16 protein-coding genes and 1 pseudogene are annotated in these 12691 nt (G+C 59.3%); 6 read left to right on the forward strand and 11 right to left on the reverse strand.

What is annotated here, in order from left to right; all coding sequences use genetic code 11:
• Positions 1-77 precede the first annotated feature (77 nt).
• Complete coding sequence (locus J3R84_RS24910; protein ID WP_203529745.1) at positions 78-803, forward strand: glutathione S-transferase; 726 nt, start codon at positions 78-80, stop codon at positions 801-803.
• A gap of 40 nt (positions 804-843) precedes the next feature.
• Here the strand turns inward: J3R84_RS24910 and J3R84_RS24915 are convergent, their stop codons facing one another.
• The 5 genes from J3R84_RS24915 to proV all read right to left on the reverse strand — a co-directional run bounded on the left by J3R84_RS24915 (position 844) and on the right by proV (position 5278).
• Positions 844-1734 (reverse strand): aldo/keto reductase, encoded by an 891-nt coding sequence (locus tag J3R84_RS24915; RefSeq protein WP_203529746.1) that lies wholly within the window; start codon positions 1732-1734, stop codon positions 844-846.
• 134 nt (positions 1735-1868) lie between these two features.
• Positions 1869-2123 carry a helix-turn-helix domain-containing protein gene (locus J3R84_RS24920; protein WP_025428775.1) on the reverse strand — a complete coding sequence of 85 codons (255 nt, stop codon included), beginning with the start codon at positions 2121-2123 and terminating at the stop codon, positions 1869-1871.
• An 85-nt stretch (positions 2124-2208) separates the two neighbouring features.
• Positions 2209-3075: a glycine betaine ABC transporter substrate-binding protein gene (locus J3R84_RS24925; RefSeq protein ID WP_203529747.1), complete on the reverse strand. Its 867-nt coding sequence runs from the start codon at positions 3073-3075 to the stop codon at positions 2209-2211.
• A gap of 65 nt (positions 3076-3140) precedes the next feature.
• Positions 3141-4019 (reverse strand): ABC transporter permease, encoded by an 879-nt coding sequence (locus J3R84_RS24930; protein WP_203529748.1) that lies wholly within the window; start codon positions 4017-4019, stop codon positions 3141-3143.
• A 26-nt stretch (positions 4020-4045) separates the two neighbouring features.
• Complete coding sequence (gene proV, locus J3R84_RS24935) at positions 4046-5278, reverse strand: glycine betaine/L-proline ABC transporter ATP-binding protein ProV (protein ID WP_203529749.1); 1233 nt, start codon at positions 5276-5278, stop codon at positions 4046-4048.
• 120 nt (positions 5279-5398) lie between these two features.
• Here proV and J3R84_RS24940 point away from each other — a divergent pair, with 120 nt between their 5' ends.
• Positions 5399-5722, forward strand: coding sequence for a hypothetical protein (locus J3R84_RS24940; RefSeq protein ID WP_203529750.1), 324 nt, complete (start codon positions 5399-5401; stop codon positions 5720-5722).
• Here the strand turns inward: J3R84_RS24940 and J3R84_RS38825 are convergent.
• Genes J3R84_RS38825 through J3R84_RS24950 form a run of 3 tightly spaced genes read right to left on the reverse strand, consistent with a single transcriptional unit; the run spans position 5719 to position 6777 of the window.
• Positions 5719-5856 carry an SH3 domain-containing protein gene (locus J3R84_RS38825; RefSeq protein WP_354006116.1) on the reverse strand — a complete coding sequence of 46 codons (138 nt, stop codon included), beginning with the start codon at positions 5854-5856 and terminating at the stop codon, positions 5719-5721. The two genes, J3R84_RS24940 and J3R84_RS38825, sit on opposite strands and share 4 nt — an antisense overlap.
• Before the next feature lie 38 nt (positions 5857-5894).
• Positions 5895-6224 (reverse strand): SH3 domain-containing protein, encoded by a 330-nt coding sequence (locus J3R84_RS24945; protein ID WP_225906522.1) that lies wholly within the window; start codon positions 6222-6224, stop codon positions 5895-5897.
• Positions 6225-6276: 52 nt separating this feature from the next.
• Positions 6277-6777: an invasion associated locus B family protein gene (locus J3R84_RS24950; protein WP_203529751.1), complete on the reverse strand. Its 501-nt coding sequence runs from the start codon at positions 6775-6777 to the stop codon at positions 6277-6279.
• A 301-nt stretch (positions 6778-7078) separates the two neighbouring features.
• Here J3R84_RS24950 and J3R84_RS38830 point away from each other — a divergent pair, with 301 nt between their 5' ends.
• A complete protein-coding gene (locus tag J3R84_RS38830) occupies positions 7079-7327 on the forward strand; it encodes a BON domain-containing protein (protein ID WP_203529752.1) in 249 nt (82 codons plus the stop codon).
• 193 nt (positions 7328-7520) lie between these two features.
• Positions 7521-8300: an FkbM family methyltransferase gene (locus tag J3R84_RS24955; protein WP_203529753.1), complete on the forward strand. Its 780-nt coding sequence runs from the start codon at positions 7521-7523 to the stop codon at positions 8298-8300.
• A 57-nt stretch (positions 8301-8357) separates the two neighbouring features.
• On the opposite strand, the gene J3R84_RS24960 is transcribed toward J3R84_RS24955, so the two are convergent.
• Entirely contained in the window at positions 8358-9569 is a 1212-nt protein-coding gene (locus J3R84_RS24960; RefSeq protein WP_203529754.1) for a cytochrome P450, read from the reverse strand.
• 105 nt (positions 9570-9674) lie between these two features.
• Here J3R84_RS24960 and J3R84_RS24965 point away from each other — a divergent pair, with 105 nt between their 5' ends.
• Together J3R84_RS24965 and J3R84_RS24970 are read left to right on the forward strand one after the other, a co-directional pair.
• Positions 9675-10628: a LysR family transcriptional regulator gene (locus J3R84_RS24965; protein WP_203529755.1), complete on the forward strand. Its 954-nt coding sequence runs from the start codon at positions 9675-9677 to the stop codon at positions 10626-10628.
• Positions 10629-10757: 129 nt separating this feature from the next.
• Positions 10758-11093 (forward strand): annotated as a pseudogene (locus tag J3R84_RS24970) (SDR family oxidoreductase); the annotation flags it as partial.
• A 228-nt stretch (positions 11094-11321) separates the two neighbouring features.
• Here the strand turns inward: J3R84_RS24970 and J3R84_RS24975 are convergent.
• Together J3R84_RS24975 and J3R84_RS24980 are read right to left on the reverse strand one after the other, a co-directional pair.
• On the reverse strand, positions 11322-11744 hold the full coding sequence (locus tag J3R84_RS24975; protein ID WP_025428764.1) for a DUF4168 domain-containing protein: 423 nt from the start codon (positions 11742-11744) through the stop codon (positions 11322-11324).
• 336 nt (positions 11745-12080) lie between these two features.
• On the reverse strand, positions 12081-12653 hold the full coding sequence (locus tag J3R84_RS24980) for an Lrp/AsnC family transcriptional regulator (RefSeq protein WP_025428763.1): 573 nt from the start codon (positions 12651-12653) through the stop codon (positions 12081-12083).
• Positions 12654-12691 lie beyond the last annotated feature (38 nt).

Consider the following 12691-nt stretch of genomic DNA (forward strand, 5'->3'; position numbering starts at 1 on the left):
TTGGCCGATGCGGCAGCCGCAACGTCGGCCTGACAGCGGATCTGCACGTTGTCGGCCCAAATCGCCGCGAGGATGTCATGGCATTTGAACTCTACTACTGGGATGGCATTCAGGGCCGTGGAGAATTCGTGCGGCTGACACTCGAGCACGCCGGGGCCGACTATGTCGATGTCACGCGGGAGCCTGACCGCGGGACGGATGAGATGATGCAGTTCATCGATAGTTCGTCGGAGGCGCATATTCCCTTCGCGCCTCCTTTTCTCAAAGACGGCGGGCAGCTCGTCTCCCATGTTGCCAACATCCTGCTCTATCTTGGCCCTCGGCTTGATCTTGCGCCGCGAGACGAAGACGCGCGCTGGTTCGCCAACGGACTTCAATTGACGATCACTGATTTCGTCGCCGAAGTGCACGACACGCACCACCCGATCGCGACTTCCAAGTACTATGAAGACCAGAAAGAAGAAGCAAAGGCGCGAGCGGCGGAGTTCGTCATGAACCGCCTGCCGAAATTCCTTGGTTATTTCGAGCGCGTGTTGAAGCAAAACCCGGTACAAGGCGGCCATCTTGTCGGCGACAGCCTTACCTATGTTGACCTGTCGATGTTCCAGATGATCGAAGGGCTGGTCTATGCCTTCCCCAAGGCAATGAAGCACCACGACATCCGATATCCGGGTCTCGCACGGCTTCACGACCGGGTGAAGGACGGTCCCGCTATTGCTTCCTATCTGGCGTCGCCGCGTCGATTGGCGTTCAACGAAAGCGGCATTTTCCGCAGATATCCCGCGCTCGATATTGATCCGTGATCACTGCGATCCTTCAACAGTGCGGTCGCGTGCAGAGCGACTATGGGACGTCATTTCCGGTCGCCGCAGCGTAGAGGTCGAACCAGGTTTGCCTGTCGATGCGAACCGCAAGCGCCTCTGAAAAACGGAGGATCCGATCGATGCTGTTTGTGCCAAGCACAGGCAGAATTCGGGCTGGGTGGGCAAGCAGCCAAGCAATCGCGACGGCGGCCCGGTCGACGCCAGCCTCGGCACCGAGACGGTCGAGCTTCTCGGCGAGCACACCGTTACTCTCCGTTATCAACCGGCCCCCTGCAAGCGGGGACCAGGCCATCGCCGGGGTCGACATTTGCTGGAGGTGAGCAATATCCCCGTTGGTGAAGGGCGCCGTTGCCAACAGACTGAGTTCAATCTGGTTGGTCGCGAGCCTTGTACTCATCGCCGACTGTAAAAGGCTTTGATCCCATGGGCGAAAATTCGAGACGCCGACCGATCGTACCTTTCCATCCTTGACCAGCGCGTCGAGCGCAGCACCCGTTTCGACGTGATCCATGAACGGGTCAGGCCGGTGAATGAGAAGAAGATCGATGTAGTCCGTGGCCATCAGTCGGAGCGATTCGTCGACCGAGGCAGTGATATGGCGGGCGCTTGTGTCGTAATGCTTGACCTTCGCGGCGCCGTGCCTGCCGGCAGGGTAGACGATGCCGCATTTCGTGACGATCTCGATGCGCTGACGGAGTCCGCGGCCACGCAACGCATTGCCGAAGAGTTCTTCGACCATGTAGCCGCCATAGATGTCGGCATGATCCAGTGTGGTCACGCCCTGATCGAGACACGCGTCGATCTTTGAGCGGATGTGCGCTGTCGACCTGTCCTGATCGTCCGCCAGCCGCCACATGCCGTAAACAATCCGCGAGAGCTCCACGTCTCCCGTAATTCCAATCCGCTCCATCGTCACTCTCCATGTCGGCTCACTGTGTCGCGAAGCTATAATCTGTTGCTGATTTCAGCAACTTGGCAGCGGCGGTGAATGTCGACGATCCGCATTTCCTCCGTGCAGTGCCAGTGAGCGCGCTAAATTTGCTTTCAGCGCGGCCCCTGCCCCCGTCCCGTCAACAGCCACGAGAGGCTTACGCTCAAGACGCCGGCGATCATCGCCAGGCGATTGGCACGTGGGGCATCTCGATCGTTTTCCCAGTTGAACCACGTGCTCGTCTCGACGCCGAGGATCCTGGCGGCCTTTTGTGCCGAAACGTCAAGCGCATCGCGCGCAAGCGACATACGTCCGCCGATCGTGTCATCCTGGGTGCAGAACGTGTTTTCATGATTGTTGAAGTTCATCGGTATCCCTTTCCATTCTGATGTAGAGCGGTCGCCCGGCAGCGTTTTACCGGCGCCGGGCTTTTTCTCCCGTGGGTGGACTGGCTTACTCTCCGATCCAGGCCTTCACCTGATCGGGGTGATCAGCGATGTATTTCTCGACTGCGGCTTCGTAGGAGGTCTCCTGCGCCTGGAACATCGCAGCCTCCAGATCGCCGATCGGCAGTTTCATGCGGGAGAGGAAGGCGGCGACATCAGGATTGTCCTGCTTGAAGCCCTGGCGCGCCAGCACATCGACATGTTCGGCCTCACCGAGCGAGCCCTTCGGATCGGCGATGTAGCGAAGCTCGTATTTGCCGAACATCCAATGGGGGCTCCAGGACGTAGCGACGAACCACTTTTCGGTCCTGATCGCGCGGTCCACCGCCGTCAGCATCCCGGCTTCGCTGGAGATCTGAAGCTTGTAGCCGTCGAGGCCGTAATCCTTGAGCGCCTTTTCCGAAAGACGCGTCAAGCCGGCGCCCGGATCGATGCCCTGAACCGTCGAGGCAAGCTTTTCCTTGATCTCGGGCTTCTGCAGATCCTCGATCGAGTTGAGTTCGCTTTCGGGAATATAGGCCGGGACGACCCAGCCGAGCCTAGCGCCCTCATAGACAGTGCCGAGGGTCTCGACCTTGTCCTTCACCTTGCCGTAGTAATCGGCATGGGTTTGCGGCAGCCATGCCATCATCATCGCATCGAGATCGCCACGGCTGACCCCTTGATAGAGCGGAGCGACGTCTGTCTGGACAAGCTCGACCTCGTGACCGAGTTCATCCTTGATGATCTTCGCCGCCAGCTTGGTGACGAATTCCGCGTCCGACCACGCCGCCCAGCCGATTTTCACCGGCTTTGTTTCCTGCGCGAAGCTCACGCCTGCAGGGCCGCCGATAAACATGGCAGCAAGGCCGATGGTGGCGATTGTCTTGAACATATCCAATCCTTCCTATGCATTTCGAATGACAGCGGGCGGAACGCCCGCCGATGAAGACGCTGCGCTCAGGCAGTCTTGGCCTCAGGTTCGCGCTGTGCGAACTTCACAAACGGCAGGCGCCAGGAAGCGCCTTTCTTTCCAAGGCTTTGGGTCAGGCGATCGAGAATGACGGCGAGGATGACCACGGCCAGGCCGCCTTCGAAGCCGGTGCCGACATCGAGCCGCTGGATGCCCGTCAGCACCGTGTTGCCGAGGCCGCCCGCGCCGATCATCGAGGCGATGACCACCATCGACAGCGACAGCATGATCGTCTGGTTGATGCCCGCCATGATCGACGGCATTGCGTTGGGTAGCTGGACCTTGAGGAGAAGCTGGGTCGGCGTGCAGCCAAAGGCATTGCCTGCCTCGACGAACTCCACATGCACCTGCCGGATGCCGAGATTGGTAAGGCGCACGACCGGCGGCATGGAAAAGATGACGGTCGCGATGGTGCCGGGAACCGCGCCGAGCCCAAAGAACATGGCCGCCGGAATGAGGTAGACGAAGGCCGGCATCGTCTGCATCAGATCGAGCCCCGGGCGGATGACCGCGGCGACGGAATCCCGTCGTGCCATGGCGACGCCGAGCGGCAAGCCGATGATCATCGCGATGACAGTCGAAGCAATGACAAGAGACAACGTCTCCATCATCGCTGCCCACAGTCCCATTTGCCCGACCAGCGAAAGCGACAATCCGGCAAAGACCGCAAAGCCGAACGAGACGCGCCACAGGGCGAGAAGAGCGAAGATCGCTATACCGACCGGCATGGGAATGTTGAGCAGACCGTTCTGCAATCCGTTCGTCACGAACCCGATCGACGCGGCGATTAAGTCGAGAGCGGGCGAAAAATTGTCGAGAATGTAATTGACGGCCGAATCGATGCCGTCTCCGATGTCGAAGCTCATAATTTTATCCGATTGGCTGGTGAGGTTCAGTTGGCGCGGTCGAGCGTCTCAAGCAGCGCCGACTTGCTGATGGCGCCGATGTAACGGTCTTGGTCGTCGACAACAGGAACCGGCCATGCGCTTGCAGCCACTTGCCCAAGGACACTCGAGAGCTGTTCGCTGGCAAGGATCGGCGCTGCGTCGGCAAGGAAAGCCTTGCGATATGGATCTTCCGCCCTGGTGCGGATCTTCTCCATCAATGACGCCTGGCTGACCATGCCATGGTATTTCATGTCGCGGCCGACGATGATCGCGAACTCCCTGTCGCGGCTCTTCATCTGCTCCAGCGCGGCAGCGGCGGAAACACCCTGACGCTCTATGATGGTGATCTGGGTCTTTCGCGCGACGTCGCCGGCCTTGAAGACTTGCGAGACATCAACGTTGCGGAAGAACGACCGGACATAGTCGTTGGCGGGATTGCCGACGATTTCGTCAGGTGTGCCGACCTGGACGACGTTTCCGTTCTGCATGATGCAGATACGGTCACCGATGCGCATCGCCTCGTCGAGATCATGGCTGACGAAGACGATCGTTCGGCTGTGTTCGGACTGCAGCCGAACCAGTTCGTCCTGCATTTCTGTGCGGATGAGCGGATCAAGCGCCGAGAAGGCTTCGTCCATGAGCAGGATCGACGGTTCGCTTGCCAATGCCCGGGCAAGGCCGACGCGCTGCTTCATTCCGCCGGAGAGTTCGTCCGTGCGGCTTTCGCTATAACCGTCAAGCCCGACGGCTTTCAGCGCCACCATGGCATTCGCCTTGCGCTCGGCTTCGCCGACGCCTGCCACTTCCAGCCCGAAGGCGGCGTTGTTTAGAACATTGCGGTTTGGGAGAAGCGCGAAGGACTGGAACACCATACTGATGTCTCGGCGACGGAGCTCGATCAGCGCCTTGCGCGACATCTTCGTGATGTCTTGGCCGTCGATCTCGATGGAACCGGATGTCGGCTCGATGAGCCGGTTGAGCAGGCGCAGAAGCGTGGATTTGCCGGAACCGGACAGGCCCATGATCACGAAGATCTCACCCGCCTTGATATCGAAGCTGGCGTCGTTGACGCCAATGGAGCAACCGGTTGCTCGGTGAATGTCTGCCTTGCTCTTGCCGGAGCGAATGAGCTCCAGGGCGTCTTCCGGGTATTCCCCGAAAATCTTGTAGACGTCCTTCAATCTTATCTTGGTCGAACTCTCGGACGTGCCGTTCTCGTGTTCCGTCGTAAAAGCCATAGAAACTTGCCGCCTGCTCAATAGCTGACGCACTCTCCTTGTTTGTGATCTTCAGCATTCCTCAAGCAAATACAGCTCAAGGAAACGATTTCTTTAGGCACCAATTCCATCGCGCGGAATATGGCGAAGTTAATCCTCGGCAATCGTCAGATGAGCATTATTATAATAATACATGCTGCGTTGATGAGCGCGGAGAAACTGTCGTTTCTACAATGGCAAATGATGGCCGAGGCGCAAAGGATTGCCTTTATTACGACACAGAGTTCCGGATGTCCATTGAAAATTCTATTTTTTTCCGATCATGGTCCGCCTGAGCAACTCAACAACGTGCTGTGGACGCCCGAACACCCTGCAAGAGCGCGCATGCGCGTGCTCGGTTTGACGCCGGTTGAAAGGGTTTTCCGGAGCGATGTGCGACATCGACAAGGGACCGCTGACGGCTAGCCGACGACCTCATTGCGGTAGACGCCCCATAGATCCACCTGCCTGACATATCCAATGAGACCGTGTCGCCTGACCGTCACTTCGCACCAGGTCCCATCACAACGATCAAGCCTGAGGAGCACGCCGCCTTGCAAGCTGGCGCGCTCCGTGGCTGTCGCTGCAGGCGCGCTTCTCAGTGCTGCGTTCGAATCCAGCCAGTTCCGACGGTGGCCATCCGTTGACCGGACAGCAGCGCTGCCGACATCCAGCCAATAGCGCCGTCCGCGTCGCGAACCATTCGCCAGTTGCCGGACTCTTCCACAACCTCGAGCGGCAAACCAAGCGTGACATAATGCCAGATGATCGGATAGTCCGTGGAAGGTCCTATCCGAAGCCTTGCCGCGTTGCTCTTCAGCGACACGAAGCGCGGGATTGCCAGGCCGGTGACGCGCCCGACGTTCCCGAGCCTGGCGACGGGCGTCGCCAGGCTCTTTCGGTCCACTTCGCAGATCGCGGGCGCCAACCAGGACAGCAAAGCACATCTGGGCGATCAGCGAGGCCATCTGACGCTCGACTCATCGTGTGCAGCGGGCAGCACCTTTGAGGGCTGCCGTCATGCCTTTCAGTGAAAACGAATAGGTCGTTTCCGTGCCGCGGCGTGAGCGCGCATTCAGCGTCATTGTGGCGCCCGCCTTCATGGCGGCTACGAGCTCGGCATCACGGGCCTCGCGTCGCGTCCATGCGGCCCTGCCCTGCGGTGCCAGCGTGAAAGCCTTGTCGCCCACCGTGGCAGTCAGGGTGGAACCGGCTTCGAGATCATAGCCCATGATGGCTTGTGGCACATATCCGGTGGCCGGCCGCGGCGACGGCGCGACAAGGAAGAAGTTGTCGCCGTGGTCGACGTGATCAGGTTTCATCGTCGTTGGGATCGAGAGAATGTAGCAGGTGTCGCGCCCGTCATTTTTGTAGGAATACACGCCCCAGGCGCCGAAGGAGTTGAGCTTTACGGGTTGCGCCTGCGCTGAAGCGCAGGTGGTAAGGACGATAGCGCAAGCAGCAATAACTCTGGATTTCATCTTGTTTCCTTTGGCATGGAGGGATCAGGCAGTGCGTTTCGACCGCACACAAGATGCGCCATTCGCGGTCGCAATCGTTGTCAAAGTATTAACGAAAAGCACCCGAAAAATGCCCATTGCCGCCGACCGGGCGCAAGTCCCGCGCAATTCACTGCTTGTGCCTCGCTGACTGAGACGTGCGACCTCGATAAAAATATCGTGACCGGATTGTGTTCACTTGAGGGGTCGACATGTGGTCGGTTAGTCGCGAACATGAACGGGAGATGAACAGATATTTGATCAAAGTTCGGAACGGGCGCCCATGTTCGGCCTAACGTTCGCTCCACAATTCTCTTTGCAACCCATTGACATTGCTGGGGTCGTGGCGGTCAGGACTGCCATCGCCTACTCTGACGTGTTGACGGACGTCGACATTTCGGTAACGCACGAACACGGTGTCATCTACCTGGATGGGGTGGTGTCATCCGTCAGGATGCGCGATGCGGCCCAGAAGATAGCTGCTGAAGTTACCGGTTCACCCGTCAGAAACCGGCTTTGCGTGGCACATTGACCGTTACCTCTGAAAACGTGACCGTCGGGATCGGTCACGGCATCTTTGCGCCCGACGATTAGCGCTGATCACGACACCCGGCGGGTTCATTCCGCAGCAAGGGTGCGGCCATACATGGCCGTCAAGGGCCTGGAATTAACGCGATCGAAAGCCGGTGATGTTAGCACTCCTGGGTTGAAAAGGGAGAGCTGTCATGCTGCCTGCACCATGGAAGCCGATTGAATCCGGTGGCCTGATCCGGCTGGGATCCGCACGCGACGGCGGTTATGTCGTTCCGAAGCGCGCCGTGCTTGCCTCAAAGCGCTTGATCAGCATGGGACTGAACGACGATTGGCAGTTCGAGAAGGAATTTCGGCAGTTCGCAGGCGTTGGCATCGTCTGCTTCGACCATTCCGTCACTTGGAAGTTCTGGCTGCGGTATTATGTCGAGCAGGTTCTGCGGCTTCGCTGGGGCAGACTGGCGCGATATCTGGATTATCGATGGTTCTTCAGCCGGCCAGGCGTCGAGCACCAGCCCATCAGGATCGGCTATGATCAACCGGGGGAAGTTAGCGTCAAGGGGCTGCTCAAGGAGTTCTCCGAAGACAATATTTTCCTCAAGATCGATATTGAGGGATCCGAGTACCGGATACTGGACGATATCGTGAAATATTCGGACCGCTTTACCAGCGTCGTCATCGAACTCCACGATATCGACATACACGAAGATCGAATCCGCAGGTTTGTGGAGGGAATGTCGAATTTCTCGATCGTTTTCCTACACCCGAACAATTTTGGCGGCACGGACGATCAGGGCGATCCATTGGTTATCGAAATGTGCCTTGTGAGGAATGATCTGCTGGACCCGGCAGCACCAGGCGAGACACGCCCCGAACTGCCGGCAAACACGTCACGCCTCCCCGATATCGAATTGCGCTTCGCCCCGGCCGGCATCAGTTCGACGGTCGGGCCGCGCCGCGATCTCACGGCTTAAGCTGACATCCACAGCATCCCAGGAGTAGCGGCCCTCGTTGGTACCGCCACTCCGTACTCAGCGTTTGAACAAGGGTGTGCGAACGTGCCCCGAAGCGGCGTATGTGAGCGAGGATTCGAGTTGCTCGAACGGCAAGCCGCGGCGGAGCAGATGAGCGACAGCGACCTCGACGAGCAGCGGTGCGAATTTCTCTGCGGGACAGGCATGCACGCCGGCACCGAACTCAAGAAACTTTCTGTCCGCCCGCGTGATATCGAAACGATCCGGATCCGGGTTTAACGCCGGGTCCCGGTTTGCCGCCGCCAGCAATACGATGATCATCTCGCCCTGCCGCACCATATGGCCTGCGATCTTCCCGTCACGCGCCATGAAGCGAAAAGTGCTGTTGGTGACGGGATCACACCGCAAAACCTCCTGAATAAGCGGTCGCACCAATGTCGGATCCGCGACGACCTGCGTGCGCAGCGCCGGTTGGCGCGCCAGCGCCAGGAGCGTCGATCCGATCAGAGACGCCATCGCCACATAGCCCTGAACCAGGTAGCCGATGGCGTTGACGACGACATCAGTTTCATCATCGCACCCGACGCGCCTTGCCTCGTTTGCCAGGGCGTGAAGCAACGGACCGCACTGTTGACTGTCACGCCTGATCTTCATGACGAGCTCGAACAGCGCCTGGGCGCCGTGGTGGCCCCGTGCGAGCAGTTCTGCAGTCAATGCGGGGATCCCGGTTGCCGCGGCCGCAGCGGCGGCGCCATAATCGCCGAGCCACGCCATCACATCGCCGAAGCTGGCCTTGGGGATGCCAAGCAGTTGCGCGACGACCTGCACCGGCAACGCAAACATGAACGTCATCGTTCTATCCACGCTGAACATCTCTTGTGCGTCACTGTCGAGTTCCATGGCACGCCGATGCGCAACGACAGCGACCTGCCCGAGATCGACGCCACGCAAGGCGCTTGCGACCGCCCGCCTCAACTTGTCACCGGCGTCGTCATCGCGCAGACGCACCAAGCGCCCGAATATCTGGCCGGCCGCGCCACCCAGCAAGGCCTCGGGGATCGGTTCGCTCAAGGGGCGCGTGAGGCAGATCCTACTGGTCAGAACCTCCTTGACTGCAGCCGCGCTCGCAGCCACCCACCAGCCATTTGCCTCGTCATGAAAGAAATGCTGCTCTTGTGCCAGACGGCTATAATAGGCGGAAGGGTCGCGATGAGATGGCGCAGCACGAACATGCGCGGGTTCGTCGGGGGACAGTATGATTGTGTTCATGGCAATACTCCTGCGTTCGGGCCAATGAGCCGCCTTGTCCCTTAATGTCCCTTGCCTTTGCATTTGTCCAAGTTATAGTATTTCTGATACCGATCAGCTTTATGCATGGCCATGGACAGCGAAGCACTGCTCACATTCGTGACCATCCACCAGGCCAACGGGTTCTCGCGCGCCGCTGACATTCTCGGCCGCTCCCAGCCTGCCATAAGCCGGCGCATCGCTTTGCTCGAAGAAGAACTAGGCGTGCCGGTTTTCGAGCGTGCCGCCGGTGGCATTGTGTTGAGCGAAGCGGGCCGCACCCTGCTCCCACATGCAGAGCGCGTACTTGCTGCGCTCGGCGATGCCTCGAGTGCAATCAAAGCCATGCAAACGAACGTCGTGGGGCGTGTCGCGATCGTCGCTGTTGGCACACTCGCCGGCACAAACCTGACCGTGGTTCTCAAACACTTCACGGCCGAGCATCCCGGGATCGAACTTGCGATCAGCACCGCAACCAGCGCCGAAGTCAGCGAGCTGGTTCGGCGGGGTGAAGCGGCGATTGGTCTGCGCTATCTCCTCGACATCGCACCGGATCTCATCTGCGAGCATGTCGCCTCGGAACCCATGGCCGTCATCTGTCACGCCGACCATCCCCTGGCGGGCAAGGAAATCAAATCTCTGACTGAGCTGCGCCATGAGACCTGGTTCGCTTTCCGCAATTCTTACGATCAGCGCGAAACGTTCGCCGACAACATCTTTGCCCAGTTTCAGGCGCGCGGCGTCGCCGAAATCCGCTGGTCGGCCATAGACAGCCTCAATGCGATGAAACGCCTGGTCGAGGCCGGCCTCGGCATTGCGTTACTGCCGGAAAGCGCGATCGATGAGGAAAGGCGCGCAGGTTCACTCGCCACGGTCGGGGTTGCAGACCTGATCGTCGCAAACCCAATTTACACGGTCACGCGTCGTGGCGGTTATCTCAGCCCCGCCACGCTTCGTCTGCTGGAACGTCTGCGAACATCTCCCAGTTTCATGGGCAAGGCTGACCTGCAACCACAGGGCGGAAGACTTAAGTCTTCGTAAGACACAATCCGGTTGGGCAGGTCCTATACAAGGACGTGAGGCTGTAGACGGTCCAGCTTAGCATTGCGGAAAAAGCTGGTGACAGCACAAGACACCTTCGCAGCGGGCGGCCACTTCCCGATGCATTCCGCATCGATGGCGGGTAACGACAAGAACAAGCGCATGGCGTCCTGCGGATCGTCGAAGGCAGCCGCAAATCACCTGATCCGCAATATCGCCTTCGACCTCGGCTTCAAAAACATCCGCGTCAACGGCATCGCACCGGGCGCCACGCGGACGGATGCACTTGGATCCATGCTGAATGATGACATCGAGGAAAGGATGCCGGCGCACACGCCCATCCGCCGACCGGGCGAACCCCAGGACATGGCAAACGCCGCCTTGTTCTTGTGTTTCCCAGCCGCAAGCTGGATCAATGGTCAGATTGTCACCGTCTCGGGTGGTGGCGTGCAGGAACTGGATTGAGACAACAGGATTGAGACCGGGCTCTCCGTGCGGTCAATCACATCGAGCTGCCGTGGCCTTGGGGCCATGGCGACCTGTTCCTTGCCAATCGCCGCTTGCCGGATGGACGGACGGCAGTCCCCGCCGACCGGCGGGCACTGACATCTTTTGCCCATAGGCAGCAAGACCGAATTTCGACGGTTCGCAGCAGCGGCAATCTCACGCGATCTTACGCCCGGCGCGCTCAGCTTACTGTTGGGCTGGGGGCGTGGTTTGAATTTTTTCCTGAACCTTCTTGGCCAGAGCCGGGTCGTTTTGGGCGGCTGTCAGGATAGAAGAGTATTCCTCCACCGAAATAGCGGACGAGGATTCCACAGCCTCCACCATCTGCTTGCTGGCTTCAGTCTGCAGCTTCTCCTTTGCCGCTGCGTCCGTTGTTGCTTCTATCTTCGCGGAATACGCCTGCCGGACCTTGTCGACCTGAAGGTAAGCGACTGCAAATGCCTGGATCTTCTGATCGCTGATGGCGGCATCCGTGCCCTTGCCGGCCTGACCCTGGGTCGGCTGCGTCTCTTGTGCCTGGGCCATTTCCAAGGCGGACGCCGGACTGAAGGCCGTGAAACTGACGAGTGTGGCGGTCAGCGATGCAATGAGTGCGTAACGATTGATCATGTCCATTCCTCTATAACGTGCCAGGCAGCAATACAGCGCCTTGCTCATTCGCCCCCAAACCGGATGAATGCGGGGCGTGGTCTGGACAATGAAACCCTCGAAAGGGCCAGGTGGGGCAGCGACAGGGCAATTTGCTGACCATTGAACGGCAGCTTTGTGGCTTTCACCGAGCGCCGAAAACGCCACCGCGGCCCTGTCGCCCTGCGGAAACCTTGCTGCGCGACTGGCTCTTAACTGCAATGCGATCGTCGGCCGCCGCCTTTGTTGGCGAGCCGGTACGCTACGGATATCGAATGTCCAAAGCGCACCGTTTGCGGACGCCAAGGTCGAATAGCGTCATCTGCCGCGTCCGCGATGGTCGTTGAACGCAGCGGTACCAAACTCGACGTTCTTGGCAAGTGCCGGCCATTCGCTCGTCACGCCCGGCTGCACCGGCCGCTCCAGATAGGTCGAAAGAACGACATAGCTCCGGGTCGCCTTGACGCCAGGCGTGTCATACAGGCGCGCCAGCAGTCCTTCCAGCGCATGCGTGCTCTCCGTGCGCACCTTGAGGAGCATGCAGGTGTCCCCCGCCACCGAATGCACCTCCTCTACTTCGGGATGTTCTTCAATAGCAAGCAATGCTGGGGTCTTGCCCCAGCCGGTGGTGTCGACATGAACAAAGGCAAGCAGGGTCTTGCCAACGGCCTCGGGATCGATGAGCGCCGCCACGCGACGAATTGCGCCAGAGCGCCTCAGGCGCTTTACGCGCTCGTGCGCGGCCGGTGGTGATAGTCCGACACGGTCCCCGAGTTCGGCGTAGCTCATGGTCGCGTCCTCGACCAAGGCGCCTAATAGCTTTCGGTCCATCGCATCCAGATCACGTTCGGGACGAGGCTTGCGCCGAACCTCTTCTGTATTTTGGTCCATTCTGATGTTTCCTCTTGTGGCAGAATGACATTCTGCAA

The organism is Ensifer canadensis, from assembly GCF_017488845.2.
Lineage (GTDB): Bacteria > Pseudomonadota > Alphaproteobacteria > Rhizobiales > Rhizobiaceae > Ensifer > Ensifer canadensis.